At 64.9% G+C, this 22,243-nt stretch carries 27 protein-coding genes; 7 read left to right on the top strand and 20 right to left on the bottom strand.

Annotated features, from left to right (window positions below; translation table 11 throughout):
• Positions 1-128: 128 nt before the first annotated feature.
• The 5 genes from tsaD to thiL are packed head-to-tail and all read right to left on the bottom strand — an operon-like array spanning position 129 to position 3,843.
• Positions 129-1,172: a tRNA (adenosine(37)-N6)-threonylcarbamoyltransferase complex transferase subunit TsaD gene (tsaD, locus tag AC27E8_RS12225; protein ID WP_487099012.1), complete on the bottom strand. Its 1,044-nt coding sequence runs from the start codon at positions 1,170-1,172 to the stop codon at positions 129-131.
• Positions 1,169-1,672, bottom strand: coding sequence for a ribosomal protein S18-alanine N-acetyltransferase (rimI, locus tag AC27E8_RS12220; protein ID WP_014463366.1), 504 nt, complete (start codon positions 1,670-1,672; stop codon positions 1,169-1,171). The genes tsaD and rimI overlap by 4 nt, the downstream gene beginning before the upstream one ends.
• Positions 1,669-2,382, bottom strand: coding sequence for a tRNA (adenosine(37)-N6)-threonylcarbamoyltransferase complex dimerization subunit type 1 TsaB (gene tsaB / locus AC27E8_RS12215; RefSeq protein WP_014463365.1), 714 nt, complete (start codon positions 2,380-2,382; stop codon positions 1,669-1,671). Before tsaB ends, rimI begins: the two co-directional genes overlap by 4 nt.
• Complete coding sequence (tsaE, locus tag AC27E8_RS12210; RefSeq protein ID WP_487099011.1) at positions 2,379-2,864, bottom strand: tRNA (adenosine(37)-N6)-threonylcarbamoyltransferase complex ATPase subunit type 1 TsaE; 486 nt, start codon at positions 2,862-2,864, stop codon at positions 2,379-2,381. Before tsaE ends, tsaB begins: the two co-directional genes overlap by 4 nt.
• A 7-nt stretch (positions 2,865-2,871) precedes the next feature.
• A complete protein-coding gene (gene thiL / locus AC27E8_RS12205) occupies positions 2,872-3,843 on the bottom strand; it encodes a thiamine-phosphate kinase (RefSeq protein ID WP_487099010.1) in 972 nt (323 codons plus the stop codon).
• A 153-nt stretch (positions 3,844-3,996) separates the two neighbouring features.
• Here thiL and AC27E8_RS12200 point away from each other — a divergent pair, with 153 nt between their 5' ends.
• Both AC27E8_RS12200 and AC27E8_RS12195 read left to right on the top strand, forming a co-directional pair.
• Positions 3,997-4,617 (top strand): DedA family protein, encoded by a 621-nt coding sequence (locus AC27E8_RS12200; RefSeq protein WP_014463362.1) that lies wholly within the window; start codon positions 3,997-3,999, stop codon positions 4,615-4,617.
• A 2-nt stretch (positions 4,618-4,619) separates the two neighbouring features.
• Positions 4,620-4,886, top strand: coding sequence for a YuzB family protein (locus AC27E8_RS12195; protein ID WP_487099009.1), 267 nt, complete (start codon positions 4,620-4,622; stop codon positions 4,884-4,886).
• Positions 4,887-4,930: 44 nt separating this feature from the next.
• Here the strand turns inward: AC27E8_RS12195 and AC27E8_RS12190 are convergent, their stop codons facing one another.
• Positions 4,931-5,149, bottom strand: coding sequence for a DUF2922 domain-containing protein (locus AC27E8_RS12190; RefSeq protein WP_012809796.1), 219 nt, complete (start codon positions 5,147-5,149; stop codon positions 4,931-4,933).
• Positions 5,150-5,208: 59 nt separating this feature from the next.
• On the bottom strand, positions 5,209-5,523 hold the full coding sequence (locus AC27E8_RS12185; RefSeq protein ID WP_487099008.1) for a DUF1659 domain-containing protein: 315 nt from the start codon (positions 5,521-5,523) through the stop codon (positions 5,209-5,211).
• A 224-nt stretch (positions 5,524-5,747) separates the two neighbouring features.
• Between AC27E8_RS12185 and AC27E8_RS12180 the strand changes: the two genes are divergently transcribed.
• Positions 5,748-7,304, top strand: coding sequence for an HD-GYP domain-containing protein (locus tag AC27E8_RS12180; RefSeq protein ID WP_487099007.1), 1,557 nt, complete (start codon positions 5,748-5,750; stop codon positions 7,302-7,304).
• Here the strand turns inward: AC27E8_RS12180 and AC27E8_RS12175 are convergent.
• The 8 genes from AC27E8_RS12175 to acpS all read right to left on the bottom strand — a co-directional run bounded on the left by AC27E8_RS12175 (position 7,244) and on the right by acpS (position 14,409).
• Positions 7,244-8,014 carry a gamma-glutamyl-gamma-aminobutyrate hydrolase family protein gene (locus tag AC27E8_RS12175; protein ID WP_237700079.1) on the bottom strand — a complete coding sequence of 257 codons (771 nt, stop codon included), beginning with the start codon at positions 8,012-8,014 and terminating at the stop codon, positions 7,244-7,246. The genes AC27E8_RS12180 and AC27E8_RS12175 overlap by 61 nt on opposite strands.
• Positions 8,015-8,028: 14 nt before the next feature.
• The gene (locus AC27E8_RS12170) at positions 8,029-9,282 is read right to left on the bottom strand and encodes an adenosylhomocysteinase (protein WP_487099006.1); all 1,254 of its coding nucleotides are present in this window, start codon (positions 9,280-9,282) and stop codon (positions 8,029-8,031) included.
• An 89-nt stretch (positions 9,283-9,371) separates the two neighbouring features.
• The gene (locus AC27E8_RS12165) at positions 9,372-9,722 is read right to left on the bottom strand and encodes a type II toxin-antitoxin system PemK/MazF family toxin (RefSeq protein WP_008336350.1); all 351 of its coding nucleotides are present in this window, start codon (positions 9,720-9,722) and stop codon (positions 9,372-9,374) included.
• Between the two features lie 4 nt (positions 9,723-9,726).
• Positions 9,727-9,975, bottom strand: a complete 249-nt coding sequence (locus tag AC27E8_RS12160) for a hypothetical protein (RefSeq protein WP_012809791.1) — start codon at positions 9,973-9,975, stop codon at positions 9,727-9,729.
• A gap of 112 nt (positions 9,976-10,087) precedes the next feature.
• Complete coding sequence (gene alr, locus AC27E8_RS12155) at positions 10,088-11,290, bottom strand: alanine racemase (protein ID WP_487099005.1); 1,203 nt, start codon at positions 11,288-11,290, stop codon at positions 10,088-10,090.
• A gap of 93 nt (positions 11,291-11,383) precedes the next feature.
• Positions 11,384-12,415 carry a LolA family protein gene (locus AC27E8_RS12150; RefSeq protein WP_487099004.1) on the bottom strand — a complete coding sequence of 344 codons (1,032 nt, stop codon included), beginning with the start codon at positions 12,413-12,415 and terminating at the stop codon, positions 11,384-11,386.
• A 9-nt stretch (positions 12,416-12,424) separates the two neighbouring features.
• A complete protein-coding gene (locus AC27E8_RS12145) occupies positions 12,425-13,927 on the bottom strand; it encodes an NAD(P)H-hydrate dehydratase (RefSeq protein WP_487099003.1) in 1,503 nt (500 codons plus the stop codon).
• Positions 13,928-14,010: 83 nt separating this feature from the next.
• Positions 14,011-14,409 carry a holo-ACP synthase gene (gene acpS, locus AC27E8_RS12140; protein WP_487099044.1) on the bottom strand — a complete coding sequence of 133 codons (399 nt, stop codon included), beginning with the start codon at positions 14,407-14,409 and terminating at the stop codon, positions 14,011-14,013.
• A gap of 152 nt (positions 14,410-14,561) precedes the next feature.
• Here acpS and AC27E8_RS12135 point away from each other — a divergent pair, with 152 nt between their 5' ends.
• Positions 14,562-14,909 carry a phage holin family protein gene (locus AC27E8_RS12135; RefSeq protein WP_487099002.1) on the top strand — a complete coding sequence of 116 codons (348 nt, stop codon included), beginning with the start codon at positions 14,562-14,564 and terminating at the stop codon, positions 14,907-14,909.
• A 66-nt stretch (positions 14,910-14,975) separates the two neighbouring features.
• On the opposite strand, the gene AC27E8_RS12130 is transcribed toward AC27E8_RS12135, so the two are convergent.
• Entirely contained in the window at positions 14,976-15,677 is a 702-nt protein-coding gene (locus AC27E8_RS12130; RefSeq protein ID WP_487099001.1) for a hypothetical protein, read from the bottom strand.
• Positions 15,678-15,778: 101 nt separating this feature from the next.
• Here AC27E8_RS12130 and AC27E8_RS12125 point away from each other — a divergent pair, with 101 nt between their 5' ends.
• Both AC27E8_RS12125 and map read left to right on the top strand, forming a co-directional pair.
• Positions 15,779-15,967, top strand: a complete 189-nt coding sequence (locus AC27E8_RS12125; protein ID WP_014463348.1) for a hypothetical protein — start codon at positions 15,779-15,781, stop codon at positions 15,965-15,967.
• Positions 15,968-16,015: 48 nt separating this feature from the next.
• On the top strand, positions 16,016-16,780 hold the full coding sequence (gene map, locus AC27E8_RS12120; protein WP_014463347.1) for a type I methionyl aminopeptidase: 765 nt from the start codon (positions 16,016-16,018) through the stop codon (positions 16,778-16,780).
• A 56-nt stretch (positions 16,781-16,836) separates the two neighbouring features.
• On the opposite strand, the gene AC27E8_RS12115 is transcribed toward map, so the two are convergent.
• Together AC27E8_RS12115 and AC27E8_RS12110 are read right to left on the bottom strand one after the other, a co-directional pair.
• The gene (locus tag AC27E8_RS12115) at positions 16,837-17,235 is read right to left on the bottom strand and encodes a toprim domain-containing protein (RefSeq protein ID WP_230088101.1); all 399 of its coding nucleotides are present in this window, start codon (positions 17,233-17,235) and stop codon (positions 16,837-16,839) included.
• A 282-nt stretch (positions 17,236-17,517) separates the two neighbouring features.
• A complete protein-coding gene (locus AC27E8_RS12110; RefSeq protein ID WP_008336326.1) occupies positions 17,518-17,643 on the bottom strand; it encodes a hypothetical protein in 126 nt (41 codons plus the stop codon).
• 126 nt (positions 17,644-17,769) lie between these two features.
• Here AC27E8_RS12110 and AC27E8_RS12105 point away from each other — a divergent pair, with 126 nt between their 5' ends.
• Positions 17,770-18,090 (top strand): thioredoxin family protein, encoded by a 321-nt coding sequence (locus AC27E8_RS12105; protein ID WP_487099000.1) that lies wholly within the window; start codon positions 17,770-17,772, stop codon positions 18,088-18,090.
• Here AC27E8_RS12105 and AC27E8_RS12100 read toward each other — a convergent pair.
• On the bottom strand, positions 18,087-19,463 hold the full coding sequence (locus AC27E8_RS12100; protein WP_014463343.1) for a sugar phosphate nucleotidyltransferase: 1,377 nt from the start codon (positions 19,461-19,463) through the stop codon (positions 18,087-18,089). The genes AC27E8_RS12105 and AC27E8_RS12100 overlap by 4 nt on opposite strands.
• A 170-nt stretch (positions 19,464-19,633) precedes the next feature.
• Positions 19,634-22,234: a transglycosylase domain-containing protein gene (locus AC27E8_RS12095; RefSeq protein WP_487099043.1), complete on the bottom strand. Its 2,601-nt coding sequence runs from the start codon at positions 22,232-22,234 to the stop codon at positions 19,634-19,636.
• Positions 22,235-22,243: the final 9 nt, after the last annotated feature.

Raw genomic sequence — 22,243 nt, 5'->3', positions numbered from 1 at the left:
TGCCCGAGTTATACACAAGAACGGCTGTTCGCGATGGCACAGCTGCGCGTTCGTCCACCCGCCCTGCGGTGCCCCATTCAACACCAAGGCGAGGCCGAAGCCTCGCCCACTGCCGCACCGAATGCTGTTCAGTCGACGGGATAAAGCCCGCTCTGCCATTCGTCCAGCGTCAGGTCGGCGTACGCGCCCAATTCGAGCGTATCGAAACGCCCTTCCCGCGCGCGGAAATACGCGGCCGCCCCAATCATCGCCGCATTGTCCGTGCAGAGTTCTGGTGACGGAAAGTAGACCTGAAGCCCTTCCTCCGCCGCCATGGCGCGCATGGCCGCGCGCAGCCCGCGGTTCGCCGCCACACCGCCCGCCACCACCACCGTCCTGTGGCCGGTCATCCGGACCGCGCGCCGCGTCTTTTCGACGAGCACCTCGATCACGGCCGCCTGAAAGCTGGCGCAGACGTCCTCCACAGGCACGGCCTGCCCGTGGCGCTTGATCTTGTCGAGCGCCACGAGCACGGCCGTCTTCATGCCGCTGAAGGAGAAGTCGAGCGACGGATCGTCCAAGAGTCCTCTCGGAAAGGAAAAGCGCGCCGGATCGCCCTGGCGCGCCAGCCTGTCCACCTCGGGTCCTCCGGGATAGGCGAGGCCGAGCAGCCTCGCCACCTTGTCGTACGCCTCGCCCGCCGCGTCGTCGCGCGTTCCGCCAAGGCGCGTGAACCGAAACGACACATCCACCTCGTACAGTTCCGTGTGGCCGCCGGAGGCCACCAGGCACAAAAAGGGCGGCCGCACGGCCGGTCGATCCGGCTCTTCCAACATGGCGGCCGCGACGTGCCCGGCGATGTGATGCACGCCGACGATGGGAAGCCCTGTGGCGAGGCTGTACGCCTTGGCGGCAGCCACCCCGACGAGGAGCGCGCCGAGCAGTCCCGGCCCCATGGTGACCGCAATGGCGGCGAGATCGGAAAACCCAAGTCCCGCCTGCCCGAGCGCGGTGTCCACCACGCGCGTGATGGCTTCCACGTGGCGGCGCGAGGCCACCTCGGGAACCACGCCGCCGAACTGGCGGTGAATCTCCATCTGGCTCGCCGTCACCTGGCCGAGCACGCGCGCCCCGTCCGCGACGACGGCCGCGGATGTCTCGTCGCAGCTCGTCTCGATGGCGAGGATGTTCATGCTTGCACCTCTCTGTCGCGCATGACCTTGGGTGGGAGGTCCACCCACATGATGAGCGCGTCCTCGTTGTTGTCCGTGTAGTAGCCCTTGCGCACGCCCACGCGCTCGAAGCCGTACTTCCGGTACAGATTCTGCGCCACGTGGTTCGTGACCCGCACCTCGAGCGTCATCTTGCGGCCGCCGAGGGCCATGCACATCGACATGATGGCCTCGAGCAGCCGTTCGCCCAGCTTCAGCCCGCGGAAGTCGGGATCGACCGCGATGTTCGTGATGTGCCCCTCGTCCATGATCATCCAGAAGCCGGCGTAGCCCACCACGCGCCCGTCGTATTCCGCCACCACGTAGCGCGCGAGCCGGTTCTCCACCAACTCGCCCACGAACGCCTGCCGCGACCACGGGGCCGTGAACGATCGCGTCTCCACGCGCATGACGTCGTCGAGATCCTTCAGCATCATGCGGCGGATGGAGAGCTTCTGCGGATCGAACGCCGCCGGGCTCACTCGCCGCCCTCTCCCTTCGCGCCGAGCTTGGCCTCGGCCTCCGTGGGCAGCACGTAGAGCGGGGCGAGATCGTGCACGCGCTCGCCCTCGAATCGCTCGTACGATCCCGACAGCCCGAGCCGCACGAGCGCCGTCGGCATCATCGGGGCTATCTCATTCCACGGCCGCACCCGCACGCCCTGCGCCTCCGCGGAATCGCCGAGGCGCCTGCCGCTCGCCACGATGGACGCCCGCTCCCTGTCCGCGATGGCAAACCAGTCGGCGAGCGCCTGTACCGTCGGCTCGCACTGCGCCCACAGCCGCCCGTCCTCCAGTCTATACCAGCAACCGAAGGCGCGATCCCGCCTTGCGTCGATGAGCGCCATGAACGCGCCGAACCGTTGGCCCTCCGCGCAGGCCAGCGCCATGGCCATGCCGTCGACCGTCGGCACAGACACGATGGGGATGCCGCACGCGTGCCCGATGGCCTTCGCCGCCGCCACTGCGATGCGGACGCCGGTGTAACTGCCGGGGCCGACGCCGGTGACGCACAGCTTGACGTCGTGAATGTTCATGCGCGCGCCGGCCAAGAGGTGGCCGAGCGACGGCTGCAACAGGCGCGAGTGGGCCCGCGGCAGAAACTCCACCAGGGAAGACATCAGCCTCCCGTCCTCGTCCGCGACTGCAAGCGCCAACACGTCGGTCGCAGTATCCATGGCGATCACGCTCATGAAGCCGTCCACTCCTTCAGTATCGATTCCGGGCGCTTTCCAAAAGCCTCCGCGCGCACGGTGCGCGCCCTGCCCTCGGGACGGAGGATGATCCGGAGATACGCCTCCATCTCCTCGGCGAGCGGCCCAGGCCACTCGATGAGGAGAATGGCGCCGCCCGCGAGATCGTCGTCCAGCCCCAGGGCCCAGACACTCTCAAGGTCAAGCGTCTCCGGGCGTTTTGGGTCGGCGTACAGCCGGTACAAATCGTAGTGCGCCACGCGGAAGCGGCCGCGATGCTCTTGCCGCAGGACGTAAGTGGGGCTCGTCATCGGCTGCGCCACGCCGGCGCCCGCGCCGACGCCCGCCGCGAAGGTGGTCTTGCCCGCGCCCATCGGCCCCTCGAGCAGCACGGCGTCGCCCGGCGCGAGAAGCGCGCCGAGGCGCTCGCCGAGGCGCTTCATCGCCAACTCGTCATCGACGCGCCATTCGCGTGCTTCCATGCGTCCGTTACCTCTCAAAATGATTGTATCCTCTGCGCGCAATCACGGAGAGCTTTCCGTCTCGGCGCATCACCACGCCGTCGCCCTCCTCGACCCGCCCAATGGCCGTCAGGGGAGTGCCCACGACAGGAGCGACGGCGAGCAACCGCGCGAACACGTCTCGCGGCGCCGTGCCCACGAGCTCGTAATCCTCCCCGCCGAAGAGCGCGTACTCCAGAGGATCCTTGCCTACCGCGCGCGCGTACTCCGTGACCTCCGGCTGAATCGGGACGCGATCGCCCTCGAACAAAAGCCGCACGCCGCTCGCCTCGGCGATTTCGTTCAGCTCGCTCGCCAGACCGTCGCTGATGTCGTCGAGCGCCGTGGCGCCCAGGCGCGCCGCCTCCCGGCCGAAGGCAATGCGCGGTGTGGGGCGCCGGTGCCGATCGACGAGAACCGCCTGCGCGATGGCCGATCCGGCCCGCCGGCCGAGCAGGATGTCGAGCCCTGCGGCGCTCCCGCCGAGATTGCCGGTGACAAACAACACGTCCCCAGGTCTGGCGCCGGCGCGCGTGACAGGCCGTTCGACACGGCCCACGGCCGTGATGGACATCCAGAGCGGACCTTGGGTGGAGACGACGTCCCCGCCGACGACGCTCGCGCCGAAAGCCGCGGCCGCCTCCGCGACGCCGTCGTAGATAGCCACCACGTCGTCCTGGGGCCAAGAGGGCGGGACGGCGAGCGCGACCGTGATCCAGGCAGGCTGGCCGCCCATGGCCGCGATGTCGCTCACCGCGGCCGCGATGGCCCGATAGCCCACCTGCGGCGGGGACATCGTATCGCGCCGAAAGTGCACGCCCTCGACAACCGCGTCCGTCGTCATGGCCAAGCGGCCACTGCCCTCCACCACCGCGCAATCGTCGCCGATGGGGACCAACACGTCCGCGCCCGGCGACGGCAGCTTCGCGACAAGCGAGCGAATCAGCGCGAACTCGTCCATCCCGACATCCCCTCCTTCCAGCGCGCCGAGTCGTTGCCTTTGCCAATACCATAACAATGACAGCCGCCGAGGTCTGCGTCAATCATGAGCCGCGCTTCTTGTCCATAGACATCCATTAGGGCCTTGGGCCCACGACGGAAGCGGGGTGGACATGTGGACGCCATCCGGGAGATGCTGCAGTCGCTGAACGCAGGCCTCCTCTTGCTAGGCTATCCAGGCACGTACGCCGCCATGGTGATGGAGGGCCTCGGCCTCCCGTTTCCAGGCGACGTGTTTCTGGCCTTTTACGGTTACGCCATTGCCCTCGGAACCATGCGGGCGCCCGCCGTCTTCAGCCTCAGCGCGCTCGGGTACTTCACCGGCGTGACCATCGTCTTTCTCCTCACGCGCCGCTTCGAATCGCTGTTGTTGAACCCGCTCTACCGACTGCGCCTCCTCAATGAAACGCGCCTTCAGCATACCGGCGGCCTGCTGGATCGCTACGCCTGGCTCGTCCTCATCCCCGGCCGCTTTCTGCCCGGCATCCGCTCGCTCAGCACGTACGCCGCGGCGCTGTCCGACATGCCGTACGCGACGTTTGCACTCTACTCCATCGTCGGTTCGATGGTCTGGTGCGGGGCTTGGCTCGCGTTTGGCTACTGGTTCGGCGAAAATATGGACGAAGTGATGAAGCACGTGCAGTCAGGACTCAGCTGGATCACGGTGAGCCTTGTGATGGCCGCCGGCCTGTACTGGGCGTGGAGGCACGTGAAGGCCAGGCGCCGGGAGAGATAGGCATGAGCGTGGTTCTGGAATGGTGCGTGAAAAACGCCCCAACGGGGGTGCGAGAGGCCATCCATCGCGTCCGGGCCGAGCGCCCGGGCGTGACGGTGAGGAAATACGCATGCGTGGAGCAGTGCGGCCTGTGCGCGCGCGGGCCGTTCGCCCTGGTCGGCGGAGCCGTGGTGGAGGCCGAGAGCCCCGAGTGCCTCGCGCAGCGCCTCCTCGACGCCGTCGACGAGGCCATGGGCGGGAACGGCCAGTCACGGCTTCCGCCCCCATGAGACGGCCCTCCCTGGCAGCGAAGCCGCCGGGGAGGGCTGCCGTTTTACGACACGCTCGAGGTGTCCGTCTGCGTCTGTTCCGCCGGGAGCGCCTGCACAATTTTGCCCTGCGGCAGATCAAAGACGCCCTTTTCCACAATCAGTTGCGCAGCGTTCTGCACAGCGGTCGGATCGACCGGCTGCTTCGGATTGGGAATCGCGATGCGAACCTTCTTGTTTCGATCCGTCATGAACATCAAGTGGAGTGATACCTTCGCGGCCATCGACGCGCCTCCTGTCCATTCAAATCGGAATCCACGCCCATCTCCGTCGGGCTTCGCGTTCACGCGCTCGGCCCCTGCCCGCCGGAACCCGTGCCGCCAGTGGAGCCGCTGCCACCGGAACCCCCTGTGCCCGCGCCGCTTCCGCCAGTGGGCGCGTTTGTCAGGAGCGCCACATCCACCCGCTCCACCTGCACGAGCGGCTCATCGATGAGCTGCGCCAACGCGAGGCCGACCGCGAGCAGATCTTCGTCCGCCGCCTGCGGCGACACGTGGTTGAACTTGTGCACCTTCAGTTTGGGTTGCCCATTGGCGCGCGTGCCCGACTGCGTCTGCAGCTGCAACGTCGTGCCGAGTGCGAGGCTCGTTTGTGCCATCGCTCGTTCCTCCTTCCGCGGATTCGCCCGCCCGGGCGGGCACCAGAGGACATGCAGCGAGGGGCTCCGCGCGTGGACACTCTCGGAGAAACCAGGACCGGGCCTTATGGCGTTGGTGCGCCCGCCCAAATTTGCGCGCTCGACGACCGCGGCGGCAGGAATTGAGCGCAACAGGTGGAATTCATTCGAGTGAGCTATGCGTTCGACGGGATGTGGGGTGCGGTATGAGCTGGACGGCGAACTACGAATTCAAGCGCTTGGTCAAGCGGCTCATCCTGAACTACTTCGCAGGTTCCGTCATCGCCGTCCTCGGCGTGGGCGGTGTGCTCATCTTCACCACCCTCCATCTGACTCCAACGGACCTGTGGATCATCTGCGGTATCCTCGGCGGATCGCTCGTGCTGATGCTCACGGCGGACTCCATCGCGTTTCGCGTGCAAATTCGCCCGATTCGGAAAGCGCTTCTCACGGCTCATCCGACAGAAGACGTGCTGACGAAGGGCTATAAACGGGCGCTGCACTTGCCGGCGCTGGCTGTGCTCCGCGTCATGGGGCCTCACTGGCTGTCGTTCCTCATCCCGGGGCTCGTGTCATCGTCCATCCTCGTGCACAGCGGGCTCCTGCACCTGCCCATGGCGTACGTATGGCTCGCTTCGCTCGGCACGCTCATTGTCGCCTCCATGCACGCCGTGATCGAATTCTTCCTGACGTCGCGCTCCATTGAACCGACGCTCGTCACCATCCGGCGCAGGAGCGAGCACCTGTATGGCGCGTCGGTGTTGCTGCGCGGCCAGGTCGTTGTGCCGCTCGCGTTCAAGTTCGCGATGAGCGCCGTCGTGTTTGGCGCCCTTCCCCTGCTCTTGTTTGGATTGGCCAACGCCGTTCGTCTGACCAACGCGGGACTCGGATCGTCCACTTATTGGACGTGGGCCGGCGGCATCCTGGCGCTCGGCTCCCTGTTCTCCGCATTCGGCGGATACCTGTTGGCGAGCGACGTGCAGCGTCCCATCCGCAGGCTCGAGGCGCTGATGCGCCGCGTGGAGCGGGGGGATTTTTCCTTGCGCGCGGACGACACGTACATGGATGAGTTCTCGGATCTCATCCAAGGCTTCAACCTGATGCTGAACGGCCTCGCGCACCGCGACGCGATGAACCGCCAGCTTATCGACAGCTATTTCGCCACGCTGGCCGCGGCCCTGGACGCGCGGGATCCGTACACGGCGGGCCATTCGCAGCGCGTCGCGCGCTACGCCGAGGCCATCGGCCGCAAGGTCAACCTGTCGCCGCAGACGGTGCGCGAACTGAGGCAATCGGCGCTCTTGCACGACATCGGAAAGATTGGGATCCGCGACGAGATCCTGCTGAAGGAAGGCAAGCTGACGGACGAAGAGTTCGCCATCATCAAACAGCACCCTGTGATCGGCGAAAACATCATTCGGCAGATTCAGCCGGACGACGCCATGAAACCGCTTCTGCCGGGCATCCGGTCTCACCACGAGCGGTACGACGGCAAGGGATATCCCGACGGCCTCGCCGGCGAGGAGATTCCGCTGTTTGGCCGCATCCTCGCCGTGGCCGACGCCTTTGACGCCATGACGTCCGACCGCCCGTACCGCGCCGGCATGCCCGTCGAGAAGGCCCTTCAGGTGCTTCGAGAAGGGCGCGGGACCCAGTGGGATCCGCACTTCGTGGATGCGTTCATCGAGGTGGTTCAAGAGGTCTACATTCCGGACGAAGCCAAGTCCGCCGCCCGTGAGGCGGCAGCCTCCACGAGCCAGTGAAAAAGGGCCAGGGCGCCCTCGTCCTCACGCCACAGATTTTCCGGATGCCACTGCACAGCGACGATGGGCCAGCGCCCCTCCGACTCCACGGCCTCCACCAGCCCCTCGCTGTCCCAACCCACCGGTTTCAAGGAAGGCGCCAAGTCTTTCACCGCCTGATGATGAAAGCTGTTGACGCGAATCGCCGTCTTGCCGTAGCACCGCGCCACGCGCGATCCCGGCTTCAGCTTCACCGTGTGCGCGTACGCGTTGCGCGGGGCCTTTTGGCTGTGCTGAATTTTACCCTTCCACTGGCGCGGCAGATCCTGATACAGCGTTCCGCCAAGCGCCACGTTCAACATCTGCATACCGCGGCAAATCCCAAGCACCGGCTTCTGTTCCCGCCGCATCACCTGCACGAGCAACATCTCCAGCCGATCTCGCTCCGGCTCGAGCGTCCCGAGTCCCTGCAGTGGTTCCTGCCCGTACAGATTCGGATCGACATCGTTGCCGCCCGTCAGCACGAGCCCATCGAGCCGCATGCCCAGTTCAATAGCGCTCGCCTCATCCGCGAGATACGGCAACACCACCGGCAGCCCGCCAGCCCGCTCCACGCCGCGCGCGTAGTCGTCCGCAAGCATCACCGCCTGGAGCGGCACACCCGGGACCGCGCTCTGCCTCAGTTCGTGCGATCCCGTCAGTCCAATCAATGGCCGCGTCAAGCACCCCACCTCCGCCCCAGCGCTCAAGCGTTCCAACTCGCCAGGTACCGCTTCTGCGCCTCGGTCAACTCGTCGATCTCGACGCCCCACGTCGCAAGCCGCATACGCGCCACCTCTTCATCCATATGCGCCGGGATGGCGTGCAGCCCAGGCGGGTACGACTTCGTCATCACTTCGCGCAGGCCGAGCGCCTGAAGCGCGAACGTCATGTCCATCACCTCGACGGGATGGCCGTCCCCCGCCGCGAGGTTGACGAGCCTGCCTTCGGCGATGAGATACAACCTGCGCCCGTCGGCCAATCGATACTCGTCCACGTTGGGGCGGGCGGTGCGCACTTCCACGGCGAGATCGGAAAGTGCCTCCTTGTCCACCTCGACGTCGAAGTGGCCCGCGTTGCCAAGGATGGCCCCATCCTTCATCCGCTCCATCGCGTCCCGCGAGATGACCGCCTTGTTGCCCGTGACCGCGATGAAAATGTCGCCCACCTCGGCCGCCTCGCGAATCGGCATCACCTGGAATCCTTCCATCACTGCCTCCACCGCGCGAATCGGATCCACCTCGCACACCACCACTTGCGCGCCGAGCCCTCGCGCGCGCATGGCCACGCCCTTGCCACACCAACCGTAGCCCACCACAACCACGGTCTTCCCGGCAATCATCAGATTCGTGGTGCGCATAAACCCGTCCCACACGCTCTGCCCAGTGCCGTACCGATTGTCGAACAGGTGCTTGCACTGGGCGTCGTTGACGGCGAGCATCGGGTAGCGCAGGACACCCTCGCGCGCCATGGCCCGAAGCCGCAGGATGCCCGTGGTGGTCTCCTCGCATCCCCCGCGGATCCGCGCCGCCTGCTCCGGCCGCTCGCGGTGCAGCATCGTGGCGAGATCGGCACCGTCGTCAATCACGCCCTCGGGCTCCCAGTCGAGCACAGCCTCGAGGTGGCTGCGATACTCCTCGGGCGTCGCCCCGTGCCAGGCGTACACGCGCACGCCGCGGCGCACCAGGGCAGCCGCGATGTCATCCTGGGTGGACAGCGGATTCGAACCGGCGATGGCCACCTCGGCGCCCCCGGCCTGAATGGCGAGCGCAAGGCGGGCCGTCTTGGCCTCCAGGTGCAGGCACATGGAGATGCGCTTGCCCAGAAACGGCTTTTCTTCGGCGAAACGGCGCTCAATCTCACCCACGAGCGGCATGTGCGCCCGTGCCCATTCGATCTTCTGATCCCCCGAAGGATAGGCGTCCGGGTTGCGGATCATGGATGGTTTCGGTTGCGGCATGTCGATTCCCTCGCTCCTTTTGCGCATGAAAAAAGACGGATGGCCCATCCGTCCTTCTCCGTTTCTACTCCGCGTTCCAAAGCGAATCTTCAGAAATCCACCAGGCCGAGGCTGATCAACAGCCCCTCGTTGACGAGCTTCATGGCTTCGTCGTCCAAATGCGTGATCTTGTCGGTCAGGCGCTGCTTATCGATGGTGCGCAGCTGCTCGAGCAGAATCACGGAATCGCGCTCCAGACCGTACTTCTCCGCCTTGATCTCCACGTGCGTCGGCAACTTGGCCTTCTGGATCTGCGCGGTGATGGCCGCCACAATCACCGTCGGGCTGAAGCGGTTGCCGATGTCATTTTGCACCACGAGTACGGGGCGAAATCCTCCTTGCTCCGAGCCGACCACAGGCGACAGATCCGCAAAGAAGATGTCCCCACGCCTGACATTCAATCGTTCACACCCCGCTCACCAAGCGCTCCACGGTGTTGCCGGCCTCCTGCTCGACCAGAAACGCCTCACAGGCGATGCGCAGGTTGAGAGGCGCCATCTCCTGATACCCGCGCTGCATGGTCTCGCGCAGATCTCCGGGCTCTCTCCTCGATACATACATACGCAGCGCCTCGCGCACGATGTCACGCGCGCGTTTGTCTCCGGATTCGCGACCCGCAGCTTGATTCCAGGCGTTGAATTTCGAACTCGACAAGCGCGGCACCTCCACTGTTTGCAGCGACGTCCCAGACGGCTTCCATGCCGCCATTATAGCCGCCCGTTTCTCGTGGCGCAAAAAAGGCGTCGAAACGCGCCGGGCGCCCCTGTCAATCGCACACGATGCGCGGCACGCGCCGGTGCACGCGACACAAGATCTCGTACGGGATGGTCTGCGCCCGCGCCGCCAGTCGATGAAGCGACAACACGCGCCTCTCTTCCACATTCGACGCCATTCGATACGATTCCTGCACGCGAACCCTTCGTTCTTCCGGGCGCAAGCGGCTCCACCACCCCGCGCGCCAGGCGGAGGGCGCATCGTAGCCGAAGAGCGCCGCGATGTCTCCGATCGCGACGTCGAGCCCTGTCACGTCCGCCATCAGCTGATCCATGCAGACGCGGCCGATGACAGGCCGCAGCTCGCCGCGAATGAGCACCTCGCCCTGATTCGACAACTGCCGCGGGTAGCCGTCGGCGTACCCGCCGGCAACGGTGGCGATGGTCATGGGCCGCGTCACGGTGAAGGTTGCTCCGTACCCCACGGTTTCCCCAGGCTGTGCGCGAGCGACGCGCAGCACGCCCGCGTAGAGGCTCATCACCGGGCGCAGCGAGGGCGCCGGGAGAACCGACGGATCCGGCGAATAGCCGTACGCGGCAATGCCCACGCGGACCATATCGAGGTGCCATGCGGGATTGCGCAAAAGCGCCGCGCTGTTCCCGGCGTGGATGCGCGGCGGGCGAAGTCCCGCCTCCTCGAGCGCGCGCACAAACGCCCCGAGGCGCTCCATCTGCCCCGCCGCGTGCGCGGGATCATCCGCGTCGGCGGCGGCCAGGTGCGTGCCCGCACCCACCAGTTCCAGATCTTCTCGCGCCGCAATGGCCCGCGCGAGCGCCACCGCCTCGTCCGTACGCTTGACCCCCAGCCGGTTCATGCCCGTGTCCAGCGGCAGGTGGACTCGAAGCCGCTTCGGCAGGCGCGGGATCTCCTCAACGGGGCTCAGATCGGTCAGGGCAATCTCGATCTCAGCCTCCGCCGCCTTCGCGCACGCGTCTGGCGTCACCGCGCCCAAAACCAGGATGTTCACGTCGCGATGGAACGCGCGGATCTCGAGCGCCTCCTCGAGGGAAGCCACCGCCACGTGATGCACCCCCTCGCGCACGAGCCGTTCAACCACCGCTCGCACGCCGTGGCCATAAGCGTCCGCCTTCACCGCCACCATGAGGCTCGCGCCCGGGCGCAACCTGCTCTTCAGATACCGGATGTTGTGGGAAAGATGGGCGAGATCGATCACGGCAAACAGGGGCCGGTACATTCGGGGTCACCTCATGTGCCGAGTGTAACACAAACGCGCCACCCAGAGGCCTCGGGCTTCCTCTGAGATGGCGCGGTGGAAGGAGGAATGGCGTCACTTTCCGACCTCGGCAAAGGTGGAGATGGCAATGTGTTCGAGTTCGGGCAGCGAGAGATCGTTGGACGTGAGATCGAACTCGATGCCGTTTTGCATCCAGGTCAGATTGGCGACTCGGGTGCCGGGTGCCTCGTCGTAGATGGCCGGGACCCCGTAGAGGTCGACCAATTCGGCGTTCGGGAGCCCCGCGGCGCCCGGGGTCAACGCTGACTCCGTGAGGACGTAGTGATGGCCGCCTCCCTGATAGCGCATGATGATACTGGACTCGTCGGGTTGTGCGAGATCGGTGAGCTTCGTGCCGTACATGGCCGGTGGTTCGATGTAGTCGAAGGCGTGATCGGATGCGAGGGTGGGTTTGACGGCCTGCCCGGCTTGCGCGATGGTCTGCGGATCAAAAGCATTCTTCGGGAACTCGACGCCGGTTTCGAACGACTGGTACGTGATGACGACCGCGGCCTTGCCGTTCTTGTCGAGCAGCGTGACCGACTGCGGTTTCAGGTCCTTGGAAAGCACAATTTGTTCTCGACTGACCACGTCGCTCGCGGGGACCACGGGTACCTCGAACGCGTAGGCGTCCTTCTCCCGGCTCACCTTGACGGATTTGTCGGATGCGATGCGCTGCAGGAGCTGATCGTAGAGGTAGATCTGCCCCTGGTTCTGCGCCCAGTTGCCGTTGAAGCGAAACACCTTCCCGAGCGACGGGCTGACGATGAACATGCCGTTGGGCGTGCGGACAATGACCTGATTGATCTGTTTGTCTGCGTTGCCGAGCTCAATCTTGTACATGTCTTTCGACTCGTAGGAGACGCGCACGAAGTACTTCTGGACGTTGTTGTCCATCTGCACCGTCATGATGGCCTCGCTCTGGTAGTTCTTGTTCTCGAGGGCCTGCGCCTCCGACTGGATCTTGTGACTCACGGAACTCGTGGTGCCGGGGATGCCGCAGCCAGCGACGACGCCCCCCGCGAGGGCGAGCGACAACAGGACTGCCGTTAGCTTTCGCATAGCCACCTCGCCTTTCTCCGCCACGCACCATCCTCACTCCGAGGCGTCCACCTCCGCGCGATACGCGCGCACCGCATCCGGCAGCCGAGCAATGACGTCCGAAGCCGTGACGGCGACCTCCGTCAGCTCTTCTCCCGCGCGCTCGCCGGCCCGACCGTGCAGCCAGGCGCCGAGAGAGGCGGCGTCGAACGCGTCCAGCCCCTGCGCGATGAGGGCGCCTATGACGCCGGCCAACACGTCGCCCGTCCCCGCTACCGCAAGCGCGCTCGATCCCGTGGGATTCACCCGCACCCGCCCATCCGGGTGCGCGATGACGGTCCGGTGCCCCTTGAGGAGCGTCACCGCCTGACTCCGCGCGGCGATGGTCTTCGCGGCCTCCAGCCGCCGAGCCTGCACCTGGCGCGCATCCCAGCCGAGCATGCGCGCGGCCTCCTTGGGATGCGGCGTCAGCACAAATTCGCCCGCCACCGGATCGAACTGGCCCGCGTGCGCCACGGCTGCGAGCGCCTCCGCGTCAATCACCCCGCGCGCCACGCCCGCCCGGACGAGATCGTACAGCCACGTGCGCGCCTCGCGGCCGAGCAACCCAAGCCCGGGCCCGACGATCACGGCGTCCACATCTTGCAGCAACTGCGCGGGATCGCCGCCTTCTCGCACGACGACATCGGGCGCGAACAGCGACGCGTCGACCCGGGCACCCGCGACGACCACCAGCCCCGCGCCTGCGCGAAGCGCCGCGAGCGAGGCAAGCCGGCTCGCGCCCGGCATCTGGCCGAGGGCGATGCCTACTCGGCCAAAGGTGCCCTTGTGGCTCATGGGGCTGCGGAAGCCGAACCGTTTTCCAAAGGCCGCGGGCGATACGTAGGACGCCCGGACGCGCGCCGGATCGACAGGGATGCCCACGTCTGCCACGCGCACGAGGCCGGCGTAGATGGCGCCGGGCGTCACCGCCGTGCCAAGCTTCTCGGCCGCCATGGCGATGGTCTCGTGCGCCTTGATGGCGGGTCCAGGGACCTCCCCGGTGGACGCGTCGACGCCGGACGGAAGGTCGGCGCTCACGATGTACGCCGAGGACGCGTTGGCCTCCTCAATCATCTGCGCCATCACGCCCTCGGCCGGCCTGGAAACCCCGGTGCCAAGCAGCGCATCGATGAGCACGGCGCGAAGGCGTCCGCCTTGGCCGAACTCGGAGAGCGACTGGTGAATGCTCCCGGGCTCGTAGACCCGCCACGGAACGCCAAATCGCTCCGCCATCTGCTGCGCGGCGCGCGCGTCGCCCTGAAGGGCGGCCGGATCGCACGAGGACAACACTTCGACCTCGATGCCCGCGTGGCGCAGCCATCGCGCCGCCACCCAGCCGTCGCCGCCGTTCATGCCCTTGCCGCACAGAACCACCACTTTGTCCGGGCGAAGTTCCCGGACGCGATCGGCGATGGCGCGGCCCGCGTGATCCATCAGGACAATGGCCGGGACGCCGAGGCGATGGATGGTGTCGTGATCGAAACACCGCATTTCATCACTCGTGACGAGATACACAGAGTGCCCTCCCCGAGGATTGGTATATGGATATGAGCCGTGTCCACGAAGTATGTACAACGCTGACAAGCGCGCGACGGTCACTACTGCTCCAGGACGGCAACGGCGAACGCGATGCCGGCGCCATGGGTGATGGCGAGGTGCAGGCGAACGCGCGCGGCATCCGGCGGGCCGAACTGCGCCCAGAGCGCGGATTGCGGCTCCCAGGCGACCTGCAAGCCCGCGTGGCCCAGCGACACGGCGACATGCGGCATCGAGAGCCGTGCAAGGCCGCAGCCAGCCGCCTTCGCGATGGCCTCCTTCGCCGCAAACCGACCCGCCACAAACTCCGCGAGCCTGGCCGCGTCGGAGATGGCTCGCGCGCGGCGCCGCTCTTCGGGGGCAAGCACGCGCTCCAAAAACGCGTCGCCTCGCCGCTCGAGCGCCGCGCGAATGCGGCGGATCTCGATCACGTCGTTGCCAATTCCGAGGATCAAACGCATCACCACCTCTTTGGCTCGATTGTACTACGGCGCAGGTGGTTTCCATCTCGCTGCGGCAAAAGATTCATCGCAGATACCGTAATTCTGTGGATGAATCGGAACCCCTTTCCGAACGCGGACATGTACGGTAAACTGGAGCAGGGGGGATGGTCATGCATATCCTTGGTCACATTGTCCGCTTTGTCGTCTCTGCGTTGGTCCTGTTGCTCGTCAGCCACATCGTTCACGGCTTTTACATCCACGGATTCTGGCGCGCCATCATTGCCGCGATTGTCATCACGCTGTTGGGATTGGCTATGGAGGCCCTGTTCGGGCGGAGGATCTCGCCGTACGGGCGCGGCATCATCGGCTTCATCAGCGGTGCCATCGTCATCTATGTCGCACAGATCTTTGTGCACGGCATGCACGTGAGCATCATCGGTGCACTGCTCGCGTCGCTCGTCATCGGCATCATCGACCTGTTCATCCCGACGAGCTTCCGCCGTCCGAGAAACGAGTGAGATTCGAGTGAAAGGCAGAGGCTGGCCCGCACGCCGTGGCGGGGCCAGCCTCGTTTTTGCCCCTGTCTAGGCGGGCACCACGATATACCCTTCTCGGAAGATCTTCTGCACGGGATCCCAGATGGGTGCTTTCCCAAGATCCTTGGACTGACCTTTCAGCAGGTGTTCCGCCGCGACGGCGCAGAGCATGGCATCGAGCTGATCGACCGTCGGCCGAATGACACCGGAACAGCGGTAGTCGCGCTCCTTGAACGCCTCCCAAACCTCTTCCACGTACTTATGCGGCTCCTTCCGCTTCGACGGGATCGAGCTCAGTCCGAAATGATCCTTCAGAATCTTTCGGGGATACGTCTCGAAGATGGTGGGGCCCGCGGCGTTCGACGACGGATGGTACCCGTGGAGCCGCGCCTGCCCGGTCGACACGGCCTCGGAAAACAGTCGAACGCTCACCTTGATCAATGAAGCGTACGGCCCTTTGTACATCTGCGAGAGCGTCAGGGGCATCTTGCGCGTCGGCGTATCGGCCTTTTCGTCACACAACCGCCGCGTCCTGCCAGAATGAGGTTGAGGAAGCCCCTGCGGGCCATCGAAGCCGTACGCTTTCGCCCCTGCAGGCATGAAGTCGGGGCTTGCCGGAAGCAGGGTGGGCGAAGAAGAGAAGCGAGGAATGTAGTGATCCAGCGCAAATTTGCGAGTTTCTGTGTCCAGCCAAGCCACATAGCTCAGGAAGCCCAGTCCCCCTAAGTCCACGCCGCACACCCAGGCCAAGGCGCAGCCTCCTTCCGCAACAAGCGTTCGCCGCGCTCGTGCATTTCAACTTCGTTTATGGCACAATGATGCCGATATGTCCACGGAAAGGGCGGACGGACGTGCATCACGTGCTCGAAGCCATTTTCATTCTCTTCGTCGGCGTCGCCTTCACCTACCTCATGAAGATACGCCCAGGCGCGCAACCGATGTCGCGGGCGAAGATGATCGCCTATTTTGTGCTTGGCGTCGTGATTGGCGTCATCTTCATCACGACTGACCACATCTACGCGCCCACGACAGGGCTGTGAGTCACTGAGCCCCGCCCGGGCACGACCGCGAACGGAGCGATACATACGATGCAAGGTTTGATCACGCTGAAGAGCCGGCACGAACAACATCTCATGCGGGAAGCGGGAAAAGTGGTCGCCGGCTGCCACGAGGCGCTGCGCAGCTTCATCCGGCCCGGCATTCGCACCATCGAGATTGATCAGTTTGTCGAGGACTTCATCCGCCGGCACCGCATGGAGCCTGCGCAGAAGGGCTACCGAGGATATCCCTTCGCCTCCTGCACCTCGGTCAACGACGTCATCTGCCACGGCTTCCCGGGCGAGTATGTCCTCCAGGAGGGCGACATCGTCACAGTCGACATGGTCGCCGTTTACAAGGGCCTTCACGCCGACTCGGCCTGGAGCTACGCCGTCGGCGAGGTCAGCGAGACGGCGCGCCGTTTGCTCGACGTGACGCGGCGTGCGCTCTATATCGGCATTGAACAGGCGATTCCAGGCAACCACATCTCCGATATCGGCCACGCCATTCAGACCTATGTCGAGGCGCAGGGGTTCTCCGTCGTGCGCGATTACATCGGCCACGGCATCGGGCGCCAGATGCACGAGAGCCCCGAGGTCCTTCATTTCGGTCCACCGCACCGCGGGCCGAAGATCCGAAAGGGTATGGCGTTCACCGTAGAGCCCATGGTGAACGTCGGTACGTACGAGACAAAGCTCGATCCCGACGGCTGGACGGCCCGCACCGCCGACGGCAGCCTGAGCGCACAATACGAGCACACGCTCATCATCACGGACAACGGCCCTGAGATCATCACGAAGCAGGATGGCGAATGAATGCGAAAAGGCCGCCCGGCGCGTATTTCCGCGCCCGAGCGGCCTCCATTCATCCTTCATCCGTGAACCGTCTTCGGCACCCGCTCCCGACGGGGAGGCCGGACCTGCAGCCACTGCTCATCGATTTCAAAGTGAGCGTCCGCAAGAATCTTCGCCAAGTGTTCGAGCGGCGTGCGGGCGACCTCGCGGTACGATTTGCGCGTGTAGAGGTCAATCGCGTTCGGCAGTTCTCGCTTCAGCTGCTTGCGCAAGCGATTCCCAGCCGCATCCGCATCCACCAGGATATACACCTCGTCGTGCTGCAGCGGGACGATGTCGTTTTCCACCTGTTCGTAGCTCAGCGTGCCCTGCGTGCACACCACGTCCACCTCTTCGCGCAGCACCTTCAAAATCCTCGACTTGTCCGTCTTGCCTTCGACGATGATGACTTTTCGCGAAGTCGCGTGCGTCCGCATGTCGCTCAACTTCCTTCCGTCATCGCGCGCGGCCCTCGCCGCGCCACGAAGGTGACTTCGTCGGATCACGTCCATCATAGCACGAGTCGCGCCCCATCGGCAGAGGTCGTCCCTGGAAGTCGCGGCGCCACAGCGTGCGCGGTATGGCGCGCGTGCCCCGATGCGATCTCGCCCCCTTTTTCGCAGTCTATGCAGGGCCGCCTCGTCCCCATACGGACGGGACCGGTATGTAGAAAAAGGCCGCCTCCGCGATGGGGGCGGCGGTGCGGACGCTTTGCGGCCTCACGCCACGGGCGTGCAGGTCGTGGTCGTCGAGCACGTATACGCGGGAACGAGCAGGAAGAAGAGCACGAAGATGATCAGAAACACCACTGCCCAACGCGTGTAGCCACCAAACACACCGTACATCCGCGTTCCCTCCTCCGACAGGTTTGTGCCGGTCGGCACATTGCCATAGAATGCGGGAAGAACGCGATGGTGCGGGCGAATGTCCAGGGCCCCCGCCAAGTCCATGCCGAAGGGAGACGGATTCCCATGTTCACCCCGTTTCCAGGAGACACACCCGAGGCGCTCGGCGCCCTGCCCCACGAGGCCCTCGTCTTCGTCCACACGCCGCTCTGCGGCACGTGTCAACTCGCGCGGCGCATGCTGGAGGTGGTCGACGCGGCGCACGCCAACCGGCTTCCGCTCTACGATCTCGACGCCAACCTCGCCCCCCAGGCCATGCAGTCGTGGAGGATCGAGAGCGTGCCGGCGCTTTTGTACGTGAAAAACGGCGAGATCGCCCACGTCCAATACCGGTTTGGCGACGTGGTCGACCTCGCCGAAGCCATCCGGCAGTTTCTCGAGCGTTAACGCGGAATGCCGGGCAGCACCGCCGCGAGCTCTTCCCAGGTGAGGTATTTGCGCTCGATGTCCTCTTCCACGAGCCCCCGACCGCGCTGAACCTCGATGAACTGCATGCCCGTCTCGGTGCGAATCGCGTGCCACACCCCCTGTGGCGCGCGCACGATGTCGCCCGCCGCCACTTTCTGCCACCGGTCGTCGACGACGATCTCGCCCTCGCCCTCGATGATGGTCCAGATCTCCTCGCGCCACTTGTGCCGGTGATAGCTGAGGTTGCGGCCGGGCAGGAGTTCCACGCACTTGGTCAGAACCTCGGTCTCGTCGTCGAGCAACTGATAGTCAATCACGCGATAGCGCCCCCAGCGGCGCTCCTCGTACATCGGCCGATTGTCGAGGGGCGCCACAACGTCCTTCAGCCCCGCGGCCATGTCCTTGTCCGCCGCGAGAATCCCGTCCGGCGTGGCCACCACAATGGCCCTCTTCAAGCCAAGTGCCACGACCGGCAGCCCCAGTTCGTTCACGACGTGCGTGTCCTCGCACTGGGAGAGAATCGCACGGCCAACCGCCTCGCTCTCCATCTGCTCGGCGAGGGACGACCAGGTGCCGAGATCGGACCAGGTGCCGCGGTACGGATGCGCCACGATGGAGGAAAGCTTCTCCACGACCTCGTAGTCGAAGCTGCGCTTGGGAAACTGATCGAAGCCGCGGCGCGCCTCCGCATACGTCGACGGCAGGCCGCGATCGCGCAGGATGCGGACGATGGTTCGCGGCTGGAAGCAGAACACGCCGCAGTTCCACAGCGCCCCTTGGCGAATCAGTTCCTCGGCCACGGCGCGCTCCGGCTTCTCGACGAATCGCTTCACGCGGAAGCAGTCCCCGTCGGCGGGCGCCTCCGGGACGATGTAGCCAAACTTGCTCGTCGGCTCCGTCGGCCACACCCCCATGAGCGCCATTTCGGCGCCTTCGCGGAGCAAGATCGGTCCGAGGTTTTGGATTTCCTGGAAGTAGTGATCGTCCACGAAGTGGTCGACGGGGCAGACGACCACGGGCTCGTCGGGATCCATGCCCTGTTCGTCGACGAGGTACAACGTCGACAGGGCGATGGCCGCGAAGGTGTCCCGCCGCGCGGGCTCCTCAATCACGTCGATCTCGCCGATCTGCGCGTGAATGACCTCCACCTGAGGCTTCGACGCGCACACGAACACGTCGTTCGCGGCAAGGCCCGCCTGGCCAATCTGCCGCCAGACGCGCTGGAGCATCGACTCGAGTCCTTCGCCGTTGGGACGAGGCAAAATGCGCAAAAATTGCTTGGACCGAACGTCGTTCGACATCGGCCACAGGCGCTTGCCCGATCCGCCGCTCAGGAGTACCAGTTTCACCATGCACCACTCCCTTCCCACGTGTTGTCGTGGCGGATGGATACAGCCCCCATCACTCACAGTTCCCACTATAAAACATGGGCTCACATTTCGTCCATGGGTTCGAGACGCTCTCGGGCAAACGAAAACGGGGCCGGCCCGCCATCCGCATGGCCGGGAGCAGCCCCGCTTGCTCATGGTGTATTAGCGATGTTCGCTTGGGTGCCATTCGAGGTCGACCCGTTGGTATCCCCGTTCCCATTGCCATGGCCGCCTTTCCCAGACGACATCACCTGGGACTTGGGGGTCGGGCTGGCGGCCTCGGGAGGTGTCGACGTCACCGCGCTGTTGGTCGGCAACGCGTTCGCCGTGTTGCCGGTGTCGTTACTCGTGCCTGTGGTGGTGTTTCCAACGGTCGTGTTCCCCAAGCTCTGGTTCCCGAGGCCGCCCGTCCCGTTTCCCGGGAGCGTGTTGTTCAAGCCGTTTCCAGGCGGCGCCGTGTTTGTTTGGTTGTTCCCATTCGGTGGCGCTTGGCTTGTCGTCACCGTCACCGATGCCGGCTTGCCCACGGCCTGTCCGGTCGCCTGGCTCGTGGCCTGAACCGTGTAGATGTACGTCTCATTGGGCTGTACGGACGTGTCCGTGATGGTCTGTGCCGTCGTCTGCCCCACGGGCACCGTCTCATCCGCGCCATTCGTAGACACGCGCGTCACCACGTAGGTGACAGGCTGCGAGAAGCTGCCGGACCAGGACAGGGTGACCGTGTTGGCGCTCGGGTTGTACGTCGCGGTCAGGTTGGAGATGGCGTTCGTCGGGTTCGAGTTGTTCTGCCCGCTGTTCATCTGATTGACGTAGTCGACCCCTTGCGCCGTGCCGGTGATGTAAGGATACGGCCCCACCGGGAACTGCTCGGGCGCCTCGTTCGCCAGCGCCAGCGCGATGATGTCGTGGAAGATCTGCGCCGCGTTCGCGGACGGATCGACCGGCGACATCGTCATGTGATGTTCCGGCGTCGACACGTCATACCCGATGTGGATGCTGCCGACGAGGTTCGGCGTGTAGCCGTCGAACCAGCCGTCGCGCACCCAGTTCGGATGATCGCTCACGAGGCCGGCGCTGTACTGCACGGTCCCGGTCTTGCCCGCGACGCCCCAGCCCGGAAGCTTGGCATTCTGGCCCGTGCCGTAATCCACGACGTCCTCCATCAGGCGCGTCATGTCGAGCGCCACCTGCGGCGTCATCACCTGCGTCTGCTGCGGCCCTTCGTGATAGATGATCCCGCCCTGGCTGTTCACAATCTTCGTGATGAGATACGGCTGAGACCGAATGCCGTTGTTGTCAAATGGCGTATATGCAGCGACCATCTCCATCGGCGTGACCCCATTCTCCAGACCGCCGATGGCGATGCCGAGGTGCTCATAGTCCTTCAGCGTGAGCGGGATGCCGTCCGCCTTGGCGAAGTTGGCCCCCGTGTCAATGCCGATCTGCGACAAAAGCCACACCGACGCGACGTTCTGCGACCATTCCAGCGCGTACTGGAGGGTCACCTTTGGGGGCGCGTTTGGATCCCAGTTCTGCGGGATGTAACCTCCGCCGAAATCCTGGGGCGTGTTGTCCAGGATGGACGTGTACGTCCACTTGCCCGTAGCCAGAGCCGGCGCGTAATCCATGATAGGCTTGATGGACGATCCCGGCGAGCTCGCCTGGTAGACGCGATCCAGCCCGAGCGGCACATACCCCTGCCTGCGCGATCCCGCCGCGCCAAGAATGGCACCGGTCTTCGGATCCACGAAAATGGCCGCACCTTCCACGACGGTCCCGGTCGTCGGCCCCGGGAAGTCCGAGTCGTACTTCCCGCTCCAGAACACCTCGTTAATCGCGTTCTGCACGTTCGGCGCGATGGTGGTGTAGATCTTCAACCCGCCCTGCATGACCTCCTGAGGCGGGATGCCGTGCCGATTCAGATAGTCGAGCAGGAAGTTCGTGAGAAGCGGCTGGGTGTCCCAACCGTCCCCCGGGAACGAATGAAACGATACGCCTAGTGGCTGCTTCTCCGCGGCATCGGCCTGCGCTTGCGTGATATAGCCGTAACGCACCATGTTCTGCAGGACCTGATTGCGCCGCTCGAGCGCCGCTTGCGGATGCACGAGCGGGTCATACGCCGACGGCGCTTGGGGCAGCCCCGCCAAGAGCGCCGCGTCCGCGAGCGTCAGCTTGTTCGGTTCCGTCTTGAGATCGATGCCGAAATACCGCAGAGCCCCCTGCTCAATGCCCACCGCACTCTCGCCCATCGGAATGCGGTTCAGGTACATCGTGAGGATCTCCTGCTTGGTGAAGTTGCGCTCGATCTGCAGACCCAAGATGATCTGCTTGAACTTCCGCGCAAACGTCTTCTGATCCGTCAGATAGACCATCTTCGCCAACTGTTCGGGAATGGTGCTCGCGCCCTGAGCCAAGCTGCCTGAAGAGACGTCCACGAACAGCGCGCGAAAGATGGATTTGAGATCAATACCTGTCTGATTGGTCCAGAAGGTGTGATCTTCGGTTGCAACAATCGCGTCCTGAATGTCTTTCGGAACTTGGTTATACGTTAAATCCGTGTTCGGCGAGCCGAGCGTCAGGAGCTTCGTCCCATCGGCGGCGTACACGACCGTCGGTTGATGCGATTCCTCCAAGAGGCTTGCGTCGAACGGCGTGAGCCGGACCGCGAGGTAAAACCCAACCGCAATCACCACGACAAGCGCGACGACCGTTCCGAAGGCGATGGCAATCCATCGTCGAACCAAACGGCCCACCTCCATCGA

Source organism: Alicyclobacillus sp. CIJ1 (assembly GCF_057538885.1).
Note: the sequence above shows the minus strand (reverse complement) of the source record. Positions and strands in the feature narration are given on the sequence as shown.